Here is a 19727-nt window from a genome sequence, read left to right as displayed (position 1 = left end):
GGAAACGCGCGCTGCCGAGCAGCGCGCAAGGGCCCGACAGTAAGGGATTTATGTGAAGTCAGCCTGTGTTATCCGGCACATGCCCATTGCCATATTGGCGATGGGCGTGCTGCTCGCCAGTCGTAATGCAACGAGTGCCGATGAGCATATCGCCCCCGCACTCCGGAACCTGAGCCCCAGCCAACTACAGGAACACCGCCCCACCCGAAACGGCGCTCCTGCCCGTAACGGCAAGATGCCCACCGCACCGGCCACTGTCAGTGCGCAAACCCTGCCCATGGACGAAGCCATTCAGCAGGCCGTCGATTGGCACCCCAGTATCGGCCAATCGGTCGGCGCGCTGTATCAGCAGGCCGAAGGTATCAATGTGGCCGAAGCCGGTTACTACCCGCAGATCAGTGGCGGCGTGCGCTCCGGTTACAGCAGTGGTAACAGCGTTGAAGGTGACAGTCAGTCGTTGAGCATTTCACTCAAGCAGATGCTGTATGACTTCGGCAAAGTATCGAACGCCGTCGAAGCCGCAAAAGCCAGGGTCGCGCGCAGTCAGGCGCAGATTCTAGTGTCCATCGACCAGGTCGCCCGCGACACTGCCTACGCCTACATTGAGGTGCAGCGTTACCGAAATCTGCTGGAAATCGCCAGAGCGCAAATCAAAGGCATTGGCGACATCGTCCTGCTGGCCCAGCAACGCAGCGACATGGGCGCCAGCACCCGATCGGATGTGGTGCAGGCGCAATCGCGGTCCGAAGGCGGGATCGCGACGCTGCAGCAATTCAAAGCGCAATACGCACGCTGGCAGGCGACCCTCAACAACCTGATGGGGCGCACCACCAGCGCCGAGGTCTCCGACGGCTTTCCCATCGCAGCAGCCAAGGCCTGCGAATACCCAGACTCATCGATCGATGCCCTGCCCGCTGTGCTGGCCGCCCTCGCCCAGCGCAACGAGGCACAGGCGGAACTTGCCGTCGCCAAGTCCCAGGCGTATCCAACGGTGTCACTCGAACCCTCTATCAACCACTACCTTGACAACAACTACAACCAGAACAACCCCTACGCCGACAGGACCCAGGCCGGGATCTACCTCAACGTCGAAGTGCCGATCTATCAGGGCGGCGCGATCAGTGCCCGCAGCCGCGCTGCCGGTTATGCGCTGACGGCCGCCGATTCGGCCGAGGACACGGCGCGCCTGGAAGCCACTCAAGGTCTGGCCGAAGCCCAGGCGCAAACGGCCGGCCTGTCACGTCGTCTCGGCGCACTGGAGCAGCGCCAGACCAGCATCAGCGAAGCCCGCTCTCTGTACGGCAGGCAATACCTGGACCTGGGCACGCGCCCGCTGCTGGACTTGCTCAATGCCGAGCAGGAAATCCACCAGTCGCGCTTTGATCTGGCCAACACGGTGGCCGACATGCGTCGCCTGCAAATCGATTGCCTATACAACAGCGGCGGCCTGCGTCGAGCGTTCCGGCTCGATGACAGGACGGTGCAGGGTGTGAGGATACTGCCATGAACGACGCCGTCATGATTACTACCGCTCCGCCGGAGCCTGGCCCCGCGGCGCCTGATTACGATCAATGGATGGAAGCGATCCTGTTGGTGGCACGGCATTACCGGATCAACGTCTCTGAAGAAACCGTGCGCATCGCTTCCCTGCGCCATGACCGCAAACTTGACGACGTGGTGCGGCAAATGGCCCGACAGGCCGGGCTGACGATCAAGTTCGCTGGCAAGTTGCCCAAAGATCTCAATCGCTGGCGCATGCCGTTGGTGGTCGAGCTTCACGACGGCCAGGTCGGCGTGGTGCAAAGCGTCGACGATGAACAGGTGGGTATCGTCCTGAGCGGCGATCAAGGCCTGCAAAACCGCATGCCGTTGCAGGCGCTGGGCGAACAACTAAGCCGCACGGTGATCCTGCGTCCGGCGCGACCGCTCAGCGATGTGCGCACCGATGACTACGTGCAGCCGTTTGACGAGCACTGGTTTCGGCGCATCGTGCTGCGTGATCTGCGTCCCTACGGCCATGTGATGATTGCGTCGCTGGTCGCCAATTTGCTGGGCATGGCCGGCGTGCTGTTTTCCATGCAGGTCTATGACCGGGTAATCCCCGCCGAATCCCTGCCCACGTTGTATGTGTTGTTCAGCGGCGTGATGCTGGCGGTGATCTTCGACTTCGTGATGCGCATCATGCGTCTGCGCATCACTGACCTGCTGGGCAAGCGCGCGGACTTGCGCGTGTCTGATCTGGTTTACGGCCATGCGCTGCGACTGCGCAACTCAGCACGTCCCAAATCCACTGGCTCGTTCATTGCGCAACTGCGCGAACTGGAGCAGATCCGCGACCTGATCACCTCGAGCACCGCCACGGCATTGGCGGACTTTCCGTTCTTTTTGTTATTCCTGCTGATCTTTTATCTGATCGGCGGACCGCTGGTGGCGATCCCGCTGGTGGCACTGGTGCTGATGGTGGTACCGGGCTTTATGTATCAGCGCAAACTGGCACGGCTGGCCAACGCCAACATGCGCGAATCCGCCCTGCGCAATGCCATGCTGGTGGAGAGCGTGCAAGGTCTGGACGACATCAAATGCCTGCAGGCGGAGCAGCGTTTTCAGGAGCAGTGGAATCACTACAACGCCGCCACTGCGGACAGCGGCTTGCAACTGCGCACGCTGACCAATGGCCTGGTGGCCTGGACCCAGAATGTGCAGAGCGGCGTGTTCGCCGTGGTCATTGTGTTTGGCGCGCCGATGGTGATCGCAGGAGACCTGACCACCGGTAGTCTGGTCGCCGCTTCCATGCTGGCCTCGCGGATGATGGCGCCCATGGCGCAGCTGACCCATGTGCTGACTCGCTGGCAACAGGCCAAGGTCGCGCTGCAGGGTTTGAACCGTCTGATGCAACTGCCGGTGGATCATCCCGAAGGCAGCAAGCGCGTGCACATGCCGGCGATTCGCGGCGACTATCACCTGAGAAATGTCAGCATTCGCTACGCCGAAGAAACGTCCCCAGTCCTGGAAATCAGCGAGCTGAAAATACGCCCCGGCGAGCGCATCGCCCTCCTCGGCCGCAACGGCGCGGGCAAGTCCACGCTGCTGCAAGGACTGGCGGGCGCGATGGATCTGGCCACCGGTCATTTCACCCTCGACGGCATCGCCATGGCACACATCGACCCGGCCGACCTGCGCCGCGACGTCGGCCTGCTGCAGCAACATGCACGTCTGTTCCACGGCACCCTGCGCGACAACCTGACTCTGGGCGCAGGCCAGGCCAGCGATCAGGAACTGGTGTCGGTGTTGGCAATCAGCGGCGCGCTCGACTTCATCCGCCAACTGCCCAAGGGCCTTGATCATCTGATCCTCGAAGGCGGCCAAGGGCTTTCCGGCGGCCAGCGGCAAAGTCTCTTGATGTCGCGGCTGTTGCTGCGCCAGCCGCAAGTCTTGCTGCTGGACGAGCCGACTGCATCGCTTGACGACGTCACCGAACGCAAGTTGCTGGACGATCTGGAACTGTGGAGCGAAGGCCGCACATTGGTCATCGCCACCCACCGGGTCAGTGTGTTGCAGCGAGTGGACCGCATCATTGTCGTGGACGCTGGCCGGATCGTGATCGACGACAAACGTGACGCGGCGCTGGCCCGTCTCAGACAACCCAATGGAGCTCGGCCATGAACGCTGCGTCTGATGCTGTTGCGATTCGTATGCCGGCAGCACCTGCTTCTTATCTGGATGGCTCCGACGAAGCTGACGTGCGCGGCTCGACCCGCGTGGTCTGGGTCTGTGCGCTGATGCTTGCCTGCTTTCTGGGCTGGTCGGCGTGGTTTCAGGTAGTGGAAGTGTCCACCGGCACCGGCAAGGTGGTGCCCAGCTCACGGGAGCAGGTCATTCAGTCGCTGGAAGGCGGGATCGTCACCCAGATGAACGTGTCCGAAGGCACGCTGGTTGAGCGCGGCCAGATATTGGCACAGCTTGATCCAGTCAGGAGCCAGTCCAACGTCGGGGAAAGCGAAGTCAAATACCGCGCCATGGTGGCCAGCGTCGCCCGCCTGCAAGCCGAGTCCAGCGGCCAGCCGTTGAAGTTTCCACCGTCGCTGGCGGCGTGGCCCGAATTGACCCGCGCTGAAACCGAGCTGTACAACACTCGACGTCGCGGTCTGGAATCCACGCTCGCGGGCATCCAGGACTCGCTGAAACTGGTGCGCAGCGAACTGGAGATCACCGAAAACCTGGCGAAGATTGGCGCCTCCAGCCGGGTCGAGGTGATCCGTCTCAATCGCCAGCGCTCGGAGCTTGAACTCAAAGCCACCGAGGCGCGGTCGGACTACATGGTGCGGGCCCGCGAAGATCTGGCCAAAGCCAGTGCCGAAGCCGACACACTGTCAGAGGTGGTACGCGGGCGGGCCGATTCGCTGTCGCGCCTGACCCTGCGCTCGCCGGTGCGCGGCATCGTCAAGGACATCAAAGTGACGACCATCGGCGGCGTGGTGCCGCCCAATGGCCAGTTGATGCAGATCGTGCCGCTGGATGAGCAATTGCTGATCGAAACTCGCATTGCGCCCCGTGACATCGCCTTTATCCACCCCGACCAGGAAGCCAAGGTCAAGATCACAGCCTACGACTATTCCATCTACGGCAGTCTGGACGGCAAGGTCGTGACCATCTCGCCAGACACCATTCAGGACGAAGCAAAGCCAGAGGTTTTCTACTACCGGGTGTACATCCGCACTAAGGCGGATGTCCTGCGCAACAAGGCGGGCAAAACCTTCGCCATCGTCCCCGGCATGATTGCCACGGTGGACATCCGTACCGGAGAGAAGACCATTCTGGATTATCTGATCAAACCACTGAACCGGGCCAAGGAGGCCTTGCGCGAGCGATGATCAGCCTGAACTCAACGAGTCGTGACGGCGCCACCGTTTTTGATCTGTCGCTGCAGCGCTTCTGCCTGCAGTACATTTTGAAAACGGCGCCACTCTTTATTGATTTCGTTGTACGGCATGAAAATGCTGACTCGTGGCTTGTCGACCAGATCAGCGCGGTCAAGCTCGCGAAGGTCGCCCTGGGTCAGGTACGCGACGTTGATGCCAACAGCGTCGCCGTCTTCGGCAAACACAGGGCCGCCCGACATACCTTTGGCCGTTGGGCCGTCGTGGGTGCCGTACAGCACGCCGCCATCTTTGGCATCAAGGCGCACCAGGGCAGGCAACGCTTTGCCCGTACCCTTGACCGGGAAATACAACGGATTGAAACCCACTGCGGTCAGCTGCTCGCCAGCCCGGAACTCACGCCAGCGAGGCGCAGACGGCGCGCTGTGTTTGAAGAACTGGATATCGCCCCTGCCTTGGTAGACCGACCCGTTCAGATAAGGAATGTGTTTGACGGTGACCGCGTATTCCTCATTCCACTGGACGGCGCTTCCCATCAGCATCAGGGGCAGCGGTCCTCCGGAATGAACTACAAAGGCTTGGTCGTAAACGGGATCCTGGATAAAAGCGGTGGGCATTCCATTGCAACCGCTGAGCAGCACGCAGGCTACCAGAAGTGGCTTGAACGATAACATTTTGTTCACAAAGTAAATTTAGGGGAGGCAAATATGTCATTGCGCCACCCTAAAAGCAATGTGCCACTACGGTCACTCGTCGGACTGTATGCATTGGATCCAATCCTTTGAATTCAAACACTTACGGCATAGCTGGAGAGATTTATGCTATCCCCAATCCGCTGAGGTGCGGCCCAGAGCATTAGCCGATGCGGGTGACCACAAGTTCGACAGCAGCGATCCGCTCCACCCTTTCGTACCCCGGCTCGAGCAATTCTTCACCAAAAACGTCGGGGTCCAGTTCGTTGTAGCACCACCGGAACCCTTGTGTTTCAAGGCAATCCTGTACGTTTGCGATGAACGGATCACGGCCTTCGACGATGGCAACACCGGTGTACAAAACCAGCACGCCGCCATCCGACAAACGGTCAATCGATTCGCGCACGATTCGCACCGATAGATCGGCACCCAAGGCATCGCCGCCGTGGCGATAAGCGCGCTGTTTTGAATCCTTCATGTAAGGCGGATTGGCGACGATGAGGTCAAAACTGCCGTCCACGCCCGAGAGAATGTTGCTGTGCAGTGCATGAACTCTGGCCAAACCTGCCAGCTGCGCATTGACCTGAGTAAACGCCAGCGCTTTGGGATTGATGTCCACGGCCAACACCTCAGCCTCGGGACAGGCCCTGGCGATTACCAGCGCACCCGCGCCGGAGCCGCAGCCGATGTCCACTGCGCGGCGGATAGGCTGTCGAGCCGCGTCGATCTGTCGTTCGATGGACTGAGCGAAGCGATAAGTGTCGGGGCCGAAAAAAACCGAATCCTCCTGCGTGGTGGGGAACGCTGAATGCAGAAGCAAAAGGTGGTTGAGCGTCGACCACCTCACGCAACTGATGAACCGATCGCCCTGACGTTCGATGATGCCGCTGCCCAGCAGGCTGGTTTCCAGTTCGGGGGGCAACACGCCTGATGCGAATGGACGGTTCCAGCCGAAGATCGCTCCCAGCGTTTGCGCGCTTTGGTTGCTCTCACGTTCGTTGACCCGCTGATGGGTCAACGGCGTGGGGGTGATGAATCGATAGCCGCCATCACCCAATGTCTGGCCCAGCGTCAGCAGCGCCTCATGTTCAAGAGACTGATGCGCCACTGGCGTTTGCTCATCGTGTGCTATCACGTCGTCGCTCATGCGTGCTGCCCCTTGGTGCGATCGGCCATGTGCTGCACGAACAACCTCGTTGCCTGTAACCCGGCCGGGGTCGCATGCCGCGCCGGTGAAACATGCTCGATCAGCAGCGCCATGATTGATCCCGGTTCGGCTTCGTTCAATTGGCGGGTCAACGCTTGCACGTCTGGGTCACTGGTATCCAAATGCGTGTGCGCAGGCAGGTGCGCCGTCGCGGTTTTACGGAATCGCGATCTGAACGCATTGGCTTTGGCAGCCCGCTCACTTTGCGCAGGCTGCCAGTCACCGCTGATCCAATCACACAGCAGCTGTTTCTCGTAACCACTGAAAACCCCAAACATCGGCGCGCCCGCGCCCTCGATCAATTGCCAGAAGCGACTGTCAGCGGGGTCTTGATGACGCTTGATCCAGCCGCGATTTTGCAGAACGTCCAGAAACGCCGGTATCTGCGCAGGCTCAGCCAGCCATTGGTTAACCGTCTTGCCATCAAGGCGGCAGTAATCGGAATGCATGTGCTGGCCAAAGGTGCGCTTGCGCTCCAGCATCCCGATCACTTCCTGCTCCAGCTCAAAGGACTCAATCACCGCCTTGGTGCCCAGCCCCAGCTCGTTCAGCCGATAGCCCTGACCGATCCGTCGATAGAAATCGTCGCGCTCGGGGCCCATTGGCAACAGCGCCATCACACTTTGCGCAGCCTTGCGCGCATGGCCGGTGCTCGCGTTATCGATGGTCACGTGCAAGGTGAAGTAATACGGGTCGATCCCCAGTTCGTTGAGTTCGAACGAAGTAATCAGAAGGTGCAGCGGCAGTTGCTCGTAACCCAGGTTATAGCCAATGACTTCCGGCAAAAACTGCCCACTGTTAAGGCCCAGGCTTAGCTGAATCGCCCCTTGCAGGTACAAGTCGTCGTCCAGGCTGTCGCCGGGTTCGCAATCGAGGTCGGCGAGCAATTTGCGGTACAGCGACACATGATTGAGCGCGGGGTCGCCGTCACCCAACTCTTCCAGGTAGGTACGCACCAGTCCATGAAAACGGTAATCGGCCCAATGCTCCAGCAGCCCGAACAGCCAGGCACCGTCCACCAGTTTGGTCGGCGCGACGTGCTGAATGAAGTACATCGCATGGCTTTTGCTGGAGAAAAACCGTCGAGGCTCGCCCGCATGGCGCGACGCCAGATAAGCGGCATATTGCTCGGCAACACCGGCGACACCGTCGGCAATCCAGGCTTCCAAATGCTCAGGCCCGTCAGGCATATCGCACGCTACGTGCTGGGATTGAGTCAATTGCTGGTTTAGAAAAGCAATTGCCCCTGCGCGCTCAATGTCGGCATCGGGCTGCATCAAGGCGTCGTAAATGGCTTTCACCTGACCCTGGCCGGCAAGGTTCGGTCGGCTGAGAGGCGCGCCTGTCATGGGCTGAAGAGAAGTCATAGAGGTCCTGGCAGTATCAAACGTGCAAGAGGCAATTCTGGCAACAGTGCTCTGTCGCTCTTATAGGAATGAGTACGCCACCTGAACAAGATTCATCGCAGTTTGAAAATTCCCGGATCAGCGGCACAAAGGACGCTCGTAGGAAGGGCTTCGGCGAAATAGTGAATTCATATGGATTGTTCCGGCGCAGCTGCAAGGGATTTAAGCTTCAAGTGCTTGGAAATCAGGGCCAAACGGGGAAGAATGGCGCACACGCAAAAGTGCGGGACAACTTGCACGCTTCAACAGGCTGATTAACACCAGCAGAGGGTTTAATTTTGAATCAGCTAAAACGCCTTCAGAGTGGCATTGAAGGGCTTGATACGCTGTTGAAGGGCGGCCTGATTGCCGGCGCTTCTTACATCATTCAAGGTCGTCCGGGCTCGGGCAAAACCATCCTTGCAAACCAGCTTGGGTTCAACCATGTGGGCAATGGTGGTCGAGTCCTGTTTGCCACGCTGCTGGCCGAACCCCATGAACGCCTCTTCGAGTTTCTGTCGACCTTGAGTTTCTTCGACAAAACACGGATCGGCGCCGACATTCAGTTCGTCAGCGCGTTCGACACGCTGGAGAACGACGGACTGGAAGACGTGGTCAAGCTGCTGCGGCGCGAAATCACCCGGCAGAAGTCCACCGTCATGATCGTCGATGGCTTGCTCAACGCTCGCTCCAAGGCTGAATCGCCGATCGACACCAAAAAATTCATCTCCGAGCTGCAGGGTCATGCTGCCTTCGCCGGCTGCACCGTACTGTTTCTCACCAGCTCGCAACTGGATGACGGCAGTCCCGAGCACACCATGGTCGACGGCGTGATCGAGCTGGGTGAAGAATCCATCGGGCCGCGCACCGTTCGCCGTATCAAGCTGCGCAAGACCCGTGGCAGCGGCGCGGTGTCTGGGGTCCATGAGTTCGAAATCACCGATCAAGGCATCACCGTTTATCCCCGCCTTGAAAGCGTGTTGAAACCCGCGACGCTGGACAACGAAGCCCTTGCGTACCAGCCCAGCGGAATTCCTTCCCTGGACAAAGTGGTCGGCGGCGGCCTGATTGAGTCGTCGGTGACTTTGGTCGCTGGACCTTCGGGCTCAGGCAAGACCTCGTTCGGCATTCAGTTTCTTGGCGAGTCCACGCCCCAAGCGCCCGGCCTGCACTTCGGTTTTTATGAAACGCCCCAGCGCCTGCGCATTAAAGCATCAGCGCTGGGTTGCGACTTCCGCGCCATGGAAGCATCAGGCGCACTGACGATTGTCTGGAACCCGACCACCGCCGGGTTGATCGACCGACTGGCGTTCGACCTGCTGCGCATTGTTGAAGAGAAGAACATCAAGCGTGTATTTCTCGACAGCCTCGGCGGGATGAGCCGGGTTGCCGCCGACAAAGGCCGGGTGCTCGACCTGTTCACCGCCTTGACGGGCGAGCTGCGCGGGCGTGGGGTAACGGTCATGGCATCGTGGGAAGTGCAAAGCTTGCTGGGCTCACAAATCGACGCACCGGCGCCGGATTTGTCGGGAATCGTCGATAACCTGCTGTTAATCAGATTTGATCAGCATGCTGCTGAACTTAAAAGGCTGTTGTCCATACTTAAGATAAGAGACAGCGCTTATGACCCTTCCCTGCTAGAGGTTGTCATCGGCAATCAAGGTATAGACGTCAAAAAGGTTTCCCAGCATGCAATTGGCGACTGAACCCGTGCAACGGTCGGTATCACGTTTTCGAACTCATGCGGCATCGGGCCGGATGAGTGCTATATGACGACCGTTCTGATAATCGACGACGAATACCTGATCGCAGACATTTTGAGCTACGCGCTGGAAGACGAAGGTTATCTGACGGTCAAGGCCGGTAGCGGCCAGAAGGCGCTGGACATCTTGGATCGTGAGCGTCCGGAATTGATCATCACCGACTACATGATGCCCGGCATGAACGGGATCGAGCTCGCCGAGGCCGTCCGAAAAAGAGGCGGTATGGAGGCGACTCCGATGATGTTGATGAGCGGCGCCCAGGCCCACCTCGGCAGAGCGAGACCGGATCTGTTTTTCAACGTCTTCGAAAAACCTTTCGACATCGATGAAGTGGTGGCGGCAGTCAAACAGACGGTTGCTGCCGCTGGTTGATTGACGCCGGGCTTTAGCGAGGTTAGCGTGCAGAGCATGAATATTATTCCGAACATCACCGTCTTCTCCAATGACTGTCTCACGCGGCCATGGCGTACGTGTGACTGATCGAGCACGCATACCAATGGCCACCCGCTTACCCCGGTGGCCATTTTTTTTGTCCATTGTTTGAACAAAGATCGCGCACCACAAGGAGTTGACCGATGAGCCTGGCGCTTTACGACACATGGACTCGAACGTTGCGTGCGTTCCAATCGCTGACACCCGGACACGTGGGCCTCTACTGCTGCGGGCCGACCGTGTACGACTTCGCGCACATCGGCAACCTGCGCACGTTCATTTTCGAGGACCTGCTGCGCCGCACGCTGCAGGCCCACGGCTACAGCGTGCGGCATGTGGTGAACATCACTGACGTCGGCCACCTGACCTCCGACGCTGACGACGGCGAGGACAAAATGGAGAAAGGCAGCCGCCGCAGCGGTGAGTCTGCCTGGGCTATCGCCGAACGTTTCACTGCGGCCTTCAAGCAGGACTGCCGCGATCTCAACTTGCTTGAACCAACGCTCTGGTGCCGCGCCACTGAGCACATTGAGGAGCAAATCGACTTCATTCGAACTCTTCAAGATAAGGGCTTCACCTATCGCACCAATGACGGGATTTACTTCGACACCCAGCGACAGGACAACTACGGCTATCTGGCACGACTCGTCGCCAGCGGCCTGCGGGCCGGAACGCGTGTGGCGGTTGGAGACAAACGCCAGCCCACCGATTTTGCTTTATGGAAATTCAGCCCCGAAGGCAGCAAGCGACAGATGGAATGGCCCAGCCCGTGGGGCATCGGGTTCCCTGGTTGGCACATCGAGTGCTCGGCCATGTCTGCCAAATACCTGGGTCCTTGGTTCGATATTCACTGCGGCGGCGAAGACCACGTCAGCGTGCATCACAGCAATGAAATAGCGCAGGGCGAAGCCTGCCACGGTACTCGTCCGGCCAACTTCTGGCTGCATGGGGCGTTTCTGACCCTGGAACACGGGAAAATGTCGAAGTCCGACGGTGATTTTCTGCGTCTGCAATCGCTGATCAAGCGAGAGATCGACCCACTGGCTTACCGGTATTTGTGCCTGACCACGCATTACCGCAGCACGCTTCGGTTTACCGATGAGGGTCTGGCAGGCGCGGTCGTCGCACTGGGCAAGCTGCGCAGACACTTCGTCTCATGGCCAGAGGGCGGCAACGTCGATGCGGGCTTTGCTAAACGGTTCATGGATGAGGTGAATCAGGACCTGAATACTCCGCGGGCATTGGCCGTGGTTTGGGAATTGATCAAGAGTGACTTGCCCCCGGCCGATCGGCGAGCGACGTTGCACGCCTTCGATCAAACGCTGGGGTTGGGACTGGATCAGTGGATCGTTCCGGCAGATGAGACGCCTGCCCCGATCGCGGCGCTGATTGAGCAGCGTCTGATCGCCCGTCGCGAGCAGCAATGGGCACTGGCGGATGCGTTGCGTGATCAACTGACCGCTCTGGGGTGGGAGGTCAACGACAAAGGCAGTTCGGCGTTATAGCCGGCGCTTATTTATAGCTGTCATTCTTTTAGCCATTACCCAAGGACCGCCATGGACAGCACACCGACATTCAACACCCCGCGATTGACGCTGACGCCCTTGCAACTAGCTGACGCGCCGCTCATTCAGCAGCTATTTGCTCATTGGGAGGTGGTGCGGTTTCTGGACAGTCGAGTGCCCTGGCCTTACCCCGCCGACGGCGCACTGTGTTATGTGCGAGATGTAGCGTTGCCTGCCATCGAGCGCGGCGAAGAGTGGCACTGGATGATTCGGCGGGCGGATGAACCCGAGCAGGCGATCGGAAGCATTTCCCTATACGACCAACCCGGCAACAACCGTGGCTTCTGGTTGGCACCTCAGTGGCAAGGCTTCGGCTATATGAGCGAGGCCTGCACGGTGGTCAACCGTTATTGGTTTGAAACCCTGGACCGCCCGGTGATGCAGGTCCCCAAAGCGATCGGCAACCAAGCCTCACGACGGGTGTCGGAGCGCGAAGGCATGAGGTTGGTGTCGGTCAGTGAAGGCCAGTTCGTCAGTGGCGACCTGGGCAAAGAAATATGGGAATTGAGCCGAGAGCAGTGGTTGAAGAACGTTTAAGGGCAGCGCTTTACTCAAATCCTTAGTTGATCGTTGCGACTGCGCATCGGAACGATCGAGTTCCAGACGTCAGGCACACATCAGTGGAAGCGGACCTGTCCGCGATCTGCCGGGGTCGCGCTCGACCGCGCAGCGGCTGTAAAACCTGCGAATGCGGTGTGTCAGGGAGAAACGAGGTGCGAGGTCTGGGGCCGCTTCGCAGCCCATCGTCGGCAAGCCGGACTCCTACGCCCTTCGGGCAGAAGCGAAATGGCGTCGCGGCATAAATCGCTTTTGATTCTGGCCGGAGGCCGTAGGAGCGCAGCTTGCTCGCGATCCGGCACCTGGATCAATGCATGTGCATGCCGCCATGCTCTGGAGCATTTAACGCCCGGGCTGTGGCGTTTACCTGGATCGTCTCTTTCTCGCCGTCAGCGTTTTCAACCGTCAGGGTGAGCGGCACCTGATCGCCCTCCTTCACCTGCCCCACAAGGTTGATCAACATGATGTGGTAGCCTTCAGGCTCGATCTGCACCGGCTTGCCCGCTGGCAGCGGAACCTGGGGGACTTCATTCATGCTCATGACGTCGTTGACCATGCTCGACTGGTGAATCTGCACGATCTTGGCCACTGGCGACTGAACCCCTACCAGCTTGCTGTCGGTGGTCGACGTGATGCGCATAAATGCGCCGGTCGATGCTTGTTGCGCTACCGTGGCGCGCACCCAGGCGTCATCAACGGTCGTCTCAGCAGAAGCGTTCAGACTGAAACCCAAGAGCAGCGCCAATAAAGACGACTGGCCAATTACCGCAAAAAACCGAGTGCTCATCAGCACACCTCCATGACAGTGAGCAGGTCTTCTGCGCACTGTTTGGCCGAAAGGGACGGCGACAGACCGAGGCGCAGATTACCCCGGGAATCGAAGACGAAACTGGTGGCCGAGTGGGACATGGTGTAGGTATCGCCCAGCGGGACTTTCTCGTAGAACACCCCGAATTCCTTCGCGGTTTCGGCGGTTTCTTCCAAAGTGCCGGACAACGCCACAAAGCTTGGGTCGAACTGTTTGACGTAGGCGTCGATCATCTTCGGCGTGTCGCGCTCTGGGTCCAGCGTGATGAATATCACCTGCAGGGTGTCGCCATCCGGGCCCATGAGTTTTTTCGCCTGCGCAGCCCTGGCCAATGCCGTGGGGCAAACAGCCGGGCATTGGGTGAAGCCGAAAAAAATCATCGGCATCAAGCCACGGTAACTGGACAGCAGCTTCACATCGCCATTCACATCTTTGAGCTTGAACGTGCGGCCCAGGATCTTGTTGCTCAGGTCCTTGCCGTACTTGAACGACAAGGCGCTGGTGGAACCGTCGCAGCCCGCGAGCAGACCCATGCTCAGCAGACTCATGCCGGTGAGTACCCGGCGACGGGTCAGTAATCCATTCATGTTTACCTTCCTCACGCGCAGGCCACAGGCGGCGCCACGCAAGTTGAGCGGGCGCAGAATTTAACATTCAGAGCGGCCGAAGGTATGTCACAGCCGACTTGTGCCGTGCGACAAAATGGCACAGGCCGTGCGAGAGCTTGTGTCATCAGGGCTTTGATACCTCGCTCTTCAACAGCAACTCCCCGCCATCGGCGTCGATCCTGGGCTGCCTTCTGGAAGGCACGCCCCCCTGTAGGAGCGAACTTGTTCGCGAGCCGAGACCTCTGACACACCCACATAGCCGCCTCGCCAACAAGTTGGCTCCTACAGCGAGCCGTCGTCCCCGACACACCAATTCGCCCGCCTCGCCCCATTCCCTGTAGGAGCTGACGAGCACCGCGAGGCTGCGATCGCGGTTTGTCAGACACATTGCATCGGTCGAGCGCGACCCCGGAGCCTCGCGTTGTTCGTCAGCTCCTACAAAATGCAGCGTCGACCTTGTTAATTGGATGAAGATTTCTACCAGGCGGTGATTGCACGTAGTACCCAGAACGCCAGCGCTATATACTTTTTTACATACCGTTACATTGAGCGTTCGATGCACCCTTCTTCCCGTTTCTCCTTCTGGCTCAGCCTGTGTCTGCTGTGTGCCGCAATGTTGCTTGCGCTGCTGGCAGGCCGATATTCGATTTCACTGGCCGAGTTCTCTGAATTCGTCATCCGGCCGTTGGGCCTGGGCGGTTTGCCCCCTGGCCGCGCCCAATTGCTGCACAGCCTGATCATCGACGCTCGCCTGCCCCGTGTGATCGCCGCCGTGTTGGTGGGCGCTGGTTTGTCGGTTTCCGGCGCGGCATATCAGGCGGTGTTTCGCAATCCGCTGGTGTCACCGGGTTTGCTGGGGGTGCTCAGTGGCTGTGCATTCGGCGCAGCGCTGGGGATCATCTGGCACTGGCAGGCGTTGCCGATTGCGCTTCTGGCCTGCGTCACCGGGCTGATCGCCGTGGCCGTGGGCGTCGGCATCGCGCACATGTTTCAAACCTCCTCAATCCTGCTGCTGGTACTCGGCGGCATCGTCGCCAACGCACTGTTCACCTCGTTGCTATCGATGACCCAATACATCGCCGATCCGGTCGATCAACTGCCGAGCATCGTCTACTGGCTGCTGGGCAGTCTCAGTGCGGTGGATCAACACACACTGCTGTGGATTGCCCCGATATTGGCGCTTTCAATCGTGCTGCTGTGCCTTGGCGGGCGTGCCATCGACGCGCTGTCCCTGAGCGATGACGAGGCCTACAGCCTTGGGATGCCGGTACAGAAAATCCGCTACGCAGTGATCATTCTGGCGACGCTGATCTGCGCTTTGACCGTGAGCCTGGCTGGCATGGTCGGGTGGATCGGTCTGCTGGTGCCGCATCTGGCGCGGTTGCTGGTCGGGCCGAGCAACGTGCGCTTGCTGCCGGTGAGTGCGTGTCTGGGCGGAGTGTTTCTGCTGGCAGCCGACGGTGTGGCGCGCAGCGTCTCGGCCGGGGAAATTCCGCTGGGCATTATCACCGAACTGTTCGGCGCGATTGCATTCGTGCTGGTGCTGCACCGCGTGCGCAAGGGCTGGCTATGACGCTGCTACGAGCGGACCATTTGAGCTTTCGAATTGGCCAGCGACTGATCCTCGACGACATCTCACTGAGCATTCATCCCGGCGACAACATCGCCCTGCTGGGGGCCAACGGCGCGGGCAAAAGCACTCTCCTGCGCCTGTTGCTCGGCCTGCTCAAACCGGCAACCGGACAGGTGCTGCTTGACGACCAACCGCTTCCAAAGCTGAGCCGTCGCGCCATCGCCCGACAACTGGCCTACGTGCCACAAACTCATGTGCCGAGTTTCCCGTTCAGCGTCGCGCAGATCGTCGCTCAGGGCCGATTGCCGATCACAGGTCTTGGGCGTGCGCCGGGCGTTGCCGATGAACAGGCGGTGACGCAGGCGCTTACCGAACTGGGCATCGAACACCTGCAATCGCGGACTTACACCGAACTGTCCGGCGGGGAATGTCAGTTGGTGCTGATCGCCCGCGCTCTGGTGCAAAAGGCACGGCTGGTTATTCTCGACGAGCCAGTGACGGGCCTCGATTACGGCCACCAGTTGCGCTTGCTGGACCTGCTGCAACGCCTCGCCGATCAAGGCCTGAGCGTGTTGTCGAGCAGCCATCGACCCGAGCAGGCGCTTGCTTGCGCCAACCGCGTGCTGGTCCTGCATGAAGGCCGTTTGATTGCCGATGGCGAGCCGCGCGCCGTCATCGACAGCGACCTGATGCAGCGTCTTTACGACGTTACCGTGCGGCAGATCGATGCCGACGGACACCGATTTTTTATCCCTTGCTGAGCCTTCTTTCGATGAGACGTGCACTCCCGCCCCACCTTGTTTTTGCGCCGCTGTTGCTAGGCGTTTCGGTACAACTGGCCCACGCCGAAGAATTGCAACTGGCGCCGATCGATGTCAGCCCCGACGATTCAATCGCGCAACAGGCACGGGACAAATCCGCCACCGTAGGCCCCATGGGTCAGCGGCGTCTGCAGGACACGCCCTACTCCATCAGCGTGGTGCCCCGTGATCTGATCGACAGCCAGCAGCTCAAAAGTTTCAAGGACATCATCCGTTATCTGCCCTCGGTGCAGGCCGACGGTGCCCGCCCGCAAACCCGCGGCTTGCAGGGCAGCGTGGTGCAGAACAGCCGGCTTGACGGGCTCAATGTGGTGTCGACCACCGACTACCCGGCCGAACAACTGGGCGGCGTGGAGGTGCTGAGCGGGCTGTCCGGTTCGTTGTACGGTCCGGCGAACCCGGCGGGCACCTTCAATCTGCTGTCCAAGCGCCCGACCGACTTCACCCGCAACCGTGTGACGGCAAGCGTCGGCACCGGCTTGAGCTGGTTGAAAGCGGCTGATCTGAGCGGCCCCTTCGACCCCGAAGGCAGGATCAAATACCGCCTCAACGTCGCCGACGAGCAAGGCCACAGCTACGCGCCCGGCAGCACACTTCGGCGGCAACTGGTGAGCCTGGCGACGGATCTCCAGATCAGCGACGACAGCGTCATCGAGACCAATTTCAGTCACTACAACTATCTCGCCAAGGGCCTGCCAGGCAAGTTCGCCGTGGCCTCTGGCGTCACGCTGCCCAACGCGCCCGATGCGACGCGCAGCAACCTGGGACAGAATTTCGCCGGGGACAACAACACCACCGACACCGCCAGCGCGCACTTCAAGCACGACTTCGACGGCAACTGGAAACTCGACGTCGGCGCCTTGAGGCAGATCGCTGACCGCGAATCTACCGGCGTGACCAACACCCTGATCGACAACAGCGGCGCTTATCGCACCTCGGTGTCCAGCGCCACGGCCAGCCGCTTCACCATCAACAGCTACCTGGCCAACCTGAACGGCAAGGTGTACACCGGCCCGATCCAGCACGAGCTGACCTTCGGCCTGACCGGTTTCGACTGGGACAACTACAACCCTGTGGCGGGCGGCACCCAGACCTTGGGCAGCGCGTCGCTGAGCAATCCGGCCAACTTCACTGAACCGAATTACCCGGACTTCACCGATCGCTATCACTCGGCCAACGCCAAACAGCGCTCGTTCATCTTCGGCGATACGCTGACGTTCACTCCGCAGTGGAGCGTCATGCTCGGTGGTAGCCAGAGCCGTTTGACCGCTGACAACTACACCCTGGCCGGCGTGCACACTTCCTCGAAAGATTCCGGGATCAGCACCGCCAGCAGCCTGTTATACAAGCCGGTCGACGACCTGACTTTTTACCTCACCTATGCCGACAGCCTGCAACAAGGCGACAGCGCCGCAGCGGGCAGCAGCAACGTCGGCAGCATCCTTGCGCCCTACCGCAGCCGCATGTGGGAGCTGGGCAGCAAGTGGGTAGTCAGCGGAGTGAATCTGTCGCTGGCTGCGTTCCAGATCAAGCGGCCCTTCGCCTACACCCAGGCCGACAATGTGTATGCCATCGCTGGCGATCAGCGTAACCGTGGCCTGGAGTTCCTGGCGGACGGCAACGTCACGCAAAACCTGAAAATGTACGGCGGCATCACCTGGCTCGACCCCAAGCTGCTGTCCACTGGCAACGCCAGCACTGAAGACACGCGCATCGTCGGCCTGTCGCGGGTGACCGCAAGCCTCTTGACTGAATACCGCATCGATCAGGTGCCCGGCCTGGCCGTTAACCTCAACGCCCGCTATGTCGGCCCGCGCCCCACTGATGACAGCAACGATCACTGGGTCGGCAGCTACGAGACCTTCGACATCGGCACCAGTTACAGCACGCGTCTGATGAAGCGGGACACGGTTTATCGTCTGGAAATGACCAACGTTGGCAACGAGCATTACTGGACCAACATCGTCCCCGGCGGCTTGAACGGCTACACCGGCGCAGGACATGCCAGCGCATCGGTCGCCGCGCCGCGCATGCTGCAGGCGTCGATTCAGGTGGACTTGTAAGTGGTGGTTATGGGTCTGAAACACTGGCTGACGGGTTGTCTGTTAGTCATCAGCCTGGCCGCAAGCGCTGACGACGACAGCGCTCGGCGCGTGGTGGATGACAGCGGTCAATCGATCGCTGTACCCGGTGACCCGATGCGCATCGCCGACGCCTGGTATGCCCACCACGTGCTGCTGATGACCTTGGGTGCGGGGCCGCGCATCGTCGCGACGGTCAACCATGCACGCAGTCAGCCGTGGATGTTCAAGGTGCTGCCGAGCCTGAATCAGGCGATCAGCGTCGAGGGCACGGCATTCAATGTCGAGGAGCTGCTGGCCGACGGCGTGGATCTGGTGTTTACCTCCACCGGGGATCGACAGGCGCTGGCGTATCAGCAAGTGGGCCTGCCGGTCATGCGCATGGGCTACACGGATTTGGCCGGTCTGCAACGTTCGATGCTCGCGACAGCTCAAGCACTGGGCGGCGCGCAGCCGACTGCGCGTGCCGAGGCCTACAACCAGTATCTGAAAACACAGCTTGCCAGCGTACAGAGCAAAGTCGTCGGGTTGACCACCGAGCAACGACCGCGGGTGCTGCACATTGCTTCGGTCAATCCGCTGAAGGTCGATGGCAGCCACACGCTGATTGACGAATGGATCACCATCGCTGGCGGGCGTAATGCTGCGACGGGGCTTCAAGGCAATATGCAAGTGGTCTCCGCCGAACAATTGCTGGCCTGGCAGCCTGACGTGGTGATATTGGCGGCGGGTGCGGGTGATTTGAGTCAGGCTGCCCAAGCGCCGTTGCTGGCGCAGCTCAAGGCCGTGCAATCCGGGCATGTGCTGCATAATCCGGCCGGGGTGTTCCCGTGGGATCGCTACGGCACCGAGGTCGCGTTGCAAATTCAATGGGCCGCGCAACAGCTGCATCCTGAGCTTTTTGGGGATGTGGATATGGTCGCCAAAACGGTGGAGTTCTATCAGCGGTTTTTCGATTACCCGTTGAGCAAGGCCGATGCCCGACTCATCCTCCAGGGCCTGCCGCCCGTTAAGTAGCACCGCGCGCTGTAGGAGCCAACTTGTTGGCGAGCTAGGCAACGCGGTGTGTCAGACACGACGCCTCGCGAACAAGTTCGCTCCTACAGGTCTGAGTTCATGCCGAAGGCCGACAGGTTAACGAACAACGCAAACCCTGTAGGAGCCAACTTGTTGGCGAGCCAGGCAACGCGGTGTGTCAGGCAGGACGCCTCGCGAACAAGTTCGCTCCTACAGGTCCGAGTTCGTGCCAAAGGCCGACAGGTTAATGAACAACGCAAATCCTGTAGGAGCCAACTTGTTGGCGAGCTAGGCAACGCGGTGTGTCAGACACGACGCCTCGCGAACAAGTTCGCTCCTA

General features: G+C 60.0%; 16 protein-coding genes. 11 read left to right on the top strand and 5 right to left on the bottom strand.

Annotated elements, in window-relative coordinates; genetic code table 11:
- Positions 1 to 79: 79 nt before the first annotated feature.
- From ACWKV9_RS07510 to ACWKV9_RS07500, 3 genes are read left to right on the top strand one after another with little or no spacing between them, the layout of a single operon-like run.
- Entirely contained in the window at positions 80 to 1507 is a 1428-nt protein-coding gene (locus ACWKV9_RS07510) for a TolC family outer membrane protein (protein ID WP_483835460.1), read from the top strand.
- Positions 1504 to 3663: a type I secretion system permease/ATPase gene (locus tag ACWKV9_RS07505; protein WP_483835459.1), complete on the top strand. Its 2160-nt coding sequence runs from the start codon at positions 1504 to 1506 to the stop codon at positions 3661 to 3663. The genes ACWKV9_RS07510 and ACWKV9_RS07505 overlap by 4 nt, the downstream gene beginning before the upstream one ends.
- Before the next feature lie 29 nt (positions 3664 to 3692).
- Positions 3693 to 4871: an HlyD family type I secretion periplasmic adaptor subunit gene (locus tag ACWKV9_RS07500; protein WP_483835705.1), complete on the top strand. Its 1179-nt coding sequence runs from the start codon at positions 3693 to 3695 to the stop codon at positions 4869 to 4871.
- An 11-nt stretch (positions 4872 to 4882) separates the two neighbouring features.
- On the opposite strand, the gene ACWKV9_RS07495 is transcribed toward ACWKV9_RS07500, so the two are convergent.
- The 3 genes from ACWKV9_RS07495 to ACWKV9_RS07485 all read right to left on the bottom strand — a co-directional run bounded on the left by ACWKV9_RS07495 (position 4883) and on the right by ACWKV9_RS07485 (position 8143).
- On the bottom strand, positions 4883 to 5419 hold the full coding sequence (locus ACWKV9_RS07495) for a S1 family serine peptidase (protein WP_483835458.1): 537 nt from the start codon (positions 5417 to 5419) through the stop codon (positions 4883 to 4885).
- A 313-nt stretch (positions 5420 to 5732) separates the two neighbouring features.
- Positions 5733 to 6716 carry a methyltransferase gene (locus ACWKV9_RS07490; protein ID WP_483835457.1) on the bottom strand — a complete coding sequence of 328 codons (984 nt, stop codon included), beginning with the start codon at positions 6714 to 6716 and terminating at the stop codon, positions 5733 to 5735.
- The gene (locus ACWKV9_RS07485; RefSeq protein ID WP_483835456.1) at positions 6713 to 8143 is read right to left on the bottom strand and encodes an iron-containing redox enzyme family protein; all 1431 of its coding nucleotides are present in this window, start codon (positions 8141 to 8143) and stop codon (positions 6713 to 6715) included. The genes ACWKV9_RS07490 and ACWKV9_RS07485 overlap by 4 nt, the downstream gene beginning before the upstream one ends.
- A gap of 314 nt (positions 8144 to 8457) precedes the next feature.
- Between ACWKV9_RS07485 and ACWKV9_RS07480 the strand changes: the two genes are divergently transcribed.
- From ACWKV9_RS07480 to ACWKV9_RS07465, 4 genes are all read left to right on the top strand, one after another.
- Positions 8458 to 9867, top strand: coding sequence for an ATPase domain-containing protein (locus tag ACWKV9_RS07480; protein WP_483835704.1), 1410 nt, complete (start codon positions 8458 to 8460; stop codon positions 9865 to 9867).
- 63 nt (positions 9868 to 9930) lie between these two features.
- A complete protein-coding gene (locus ACWKV9_RS07475; RefSeq protein WP_483835455.1) occupies positions 9931 to 10296 on the top strand; it encodes a response regulator in 366 nt (121 codons plus the stop codon).
- A gap of 203 nt (positions 10297 to 10499) precedes the next feature.
- Positions 10500 to 11861, top strand: a complete 1362-nt coding sequence (gene cysS / locus ACWKV9_RS07470; RefSeq protein ID WP_483835454.1) for a cysteine--tRNA ligase — start codon at positions 10500 to 10502, stop codon at positions 11859 to 11861.
- Positions 11862 to 11912: 51 nt separating this feature from the next.
- A complete protein-coding gene (locus tag ACWKV9_RS07465) occupies positions 11913 to 12458 on the top strand; it encodes a GNAT family N-acetyltransferase (protein WP_483835453.1) in 546 nt (181 codons plus the stop codon).
- Between the two features lie 328 nt (positions 12459 to 12786).
- Here the strand turns inward: ACWKV9_RS07465 and ACWKV9_RS07460 are convergent, their stop codons facing one another.
- Together ACWKV9_RS07460 and ACWKV9_RS07455 are read right to left on the bottom strand one after the other, a co-directional pair.
- Positions 12787 to 13266, bottom strand: a complete 480-nt coding sequence (locus tag ACWKV9_RS07460) for a copper chaperone PCu(A)C (RefSeq protein ID WP_483835452.1) — start codon at positions 13264 to 13266, stop codon at positions 12787 to 12789.
- The gene (locus ACWKV9_RS07455; RefSeq protein WP_483835451.1) at positions 13266 to 13874 is read right to left on the bottom strand and encodes an SCO family protein; all 609 of its coding nucleotides are present in this window, start codon (positions 13872 to 13874) and stop codon (positions 13266 to 13268) included. Before ACWKV9_RS07455 ends, ACWKV9_RS07460 begins: the two co-directional genes overlap by 1 nt.
- Before the next feature lie 577 nt (positions 13875 to 14451).
- On the opposite strand from ACWKV9_RS07455, the gene ACWKV9_RS07450 reads away from it, so the two are divergent.
- Genes ACWKV9_RS07450 through ACWKV9_RS07435 form a run of 4 tightly spaced genes read left to right on the top strand, consistent with a single transcriptional unit; the run spans position 14452 to position 19387 of the window.
- Complete coding sequence (locus ACWKV9_RS07450) at positions 14452 to 15468, top strand: FecCD family ABC transporter permease (protein WP_483835450.1); 1017 nt, start codon at positions 14452 to 14454, stop codon at positions 15466 to 15468.
- Positions 15465 to 16229 (top strand): ABC transporter ATP-binding protein, encoded by a 765-nt coding sequence (locus ACWKV9_RS07445; RefSeq protein WP_483835449.1) that lies wholly within the window; start codon positions 15465 to 15467, stop codon positions 16227 to 16229. Before ACWKV9_RS07450 ends, ACWKV9_RS07445 begins: the two co-directional genes overlap by 4 nt.
- A gap of 11 nt (positions 16230 to 16240) precedes the next feature.
- Positions 16241 to 18352 carry a TonB-dependent receptor gene (locus ACWKV9_RS07440; RefSeq protein ID WP_483835448.1) on the top strand — a complete coding sequence of 704 codons (2112 nt, stop codon included), beginning with the start codon at positions 16241 to 16243 and terminating at the stop codon, positions 18350 to 18352.
- A 9-nt stretch (positions 18353 to 18361) separates the two neighbouring features.
- A complete protein-coding gene (locus ACWKV9_RS07435) occupies positions 18362 to 19387 on the top strand; it encodes an ABC transporter substrate-binding protein (protein WP_483835447.1) in 1026 nt (341 codons plus the stop codon).
- The last annotated feature ends 340 nt before the right edge of the window (positions 19388 to 19727 follow it).

Source organism: Pseudomonas corni (genome assembly GCF_057128765.1).
Note: the sequence above shows the minus strand (reverse complement) of the source record. Positions and strands in the feature narration are given on the sequence as shown.

Bases quoted from the DNA above. Each gene is read 5' to 3' on its own strand.
- ACWKV9_RS07510 (WP_483835460.1), top strand. From the start codon at position 80: ATGCCCATTGCCATATTGGCGATGGGCGTGCTGCTCGCCAGTCGTAAT.
- ACWKV9_RS07505 (WP_483835459.1), top strand. From the start codon at position 1,504: ATGAACGACGCCGTCATGATTACTACCGCTCCGCCGGAGCCTGGCCCC.
- ACWKV9_RS07500 (WP_483835705.1), top strand. From the start codon at position 3,693: ATGCCGGCAGCACCTGCTTCTTATCTGGATGGCTCCGACGAAGCTGAC.
- ACWKV9_RS07495 (WP_483835458.1), bottom strand. From the start codon at position 5,419: ATGCTGATGGGAAGCGCCGTCCAGTGGAATGAGGAATACGCGGTCACC.
- ACWKV9_RS07490 (WP_483835457.1), bottom strand. From the start codon at position 6,716: ATGAGCGACGACGTGATAGCACACGATGAGCAAACGCCAGTGGCGCAT.
- ACWKV9_RS07485 (WP_483835456.1), bottom strand. From the start codon at position 8,143: ATGACTTCTCTTCAGCCCATGACAGGCGCGCCTCTCAGCCGACCGAAC.
- ACWKV9_RS07475 (WP_483835455.1), top strand. From the start codon at position 9,931: ATGACGACCGTTCTGATAATCGACGACGAATACCTGATCGCAGACATT.
- cysS (WP_483835454.1), top strand. From the start codon at position 10,500: ATGAGCCTGGCGCTTTACGACACATGGACTCGAACGTTGCGTGCGTTC.
- ACWKV9_RS07465 (WP_483835453.1), top strand. From the start codon at position 11,913: ATGGACAGCACACCGACATTCAACACCCCGCGATTGACGCTGACGCCC.
- ACWKV9_RS07460 (WP_483835452.1), bottom strand. From the start codon at position 13,266: ATGAGCACTCGGTTTTTTGCGGTAATTGGCCAGTCGTCTTTATTGGCG.
- ACWKV9_RS07455 (WP_483835451.1), bottom strand. From the start codon at position 13,874: ATGAATGGATTACTGACCCGTCGCCGGGTACTCACCGGCATGAGTCTG.
- ACWKV9_RS07450 (WP_483835450.1), top strand. From the start codon at position 14,452: ATGCACCCTTCTTCCCGTTTCTCCTTCTGGCTCAGCCTGTGTCTGCTG.
- ACWKV9_RS07445 (WP_483835449.1), top strand. From the start codon at position 15,465: ATGACGCTGCTACGAGCGGACCATTTGAGCTTTCGAATTGGCCAGCGA.
- ACWKV9_RS07440 (WP_483835448.1), top strand. From the start codon at position 16,241: ATGAGACGTGCACTCCCGCCCCACCTTGTTTTTGCGCCGCTGTTGCTA.
- ACWKV9_RS07435 (WP_483835447.1), top strand. From the start codon at position 18,362: ATGGGTCTGAAACACTGGCTGACGGGTTGTCTGTTAGTCATCAGCCTG.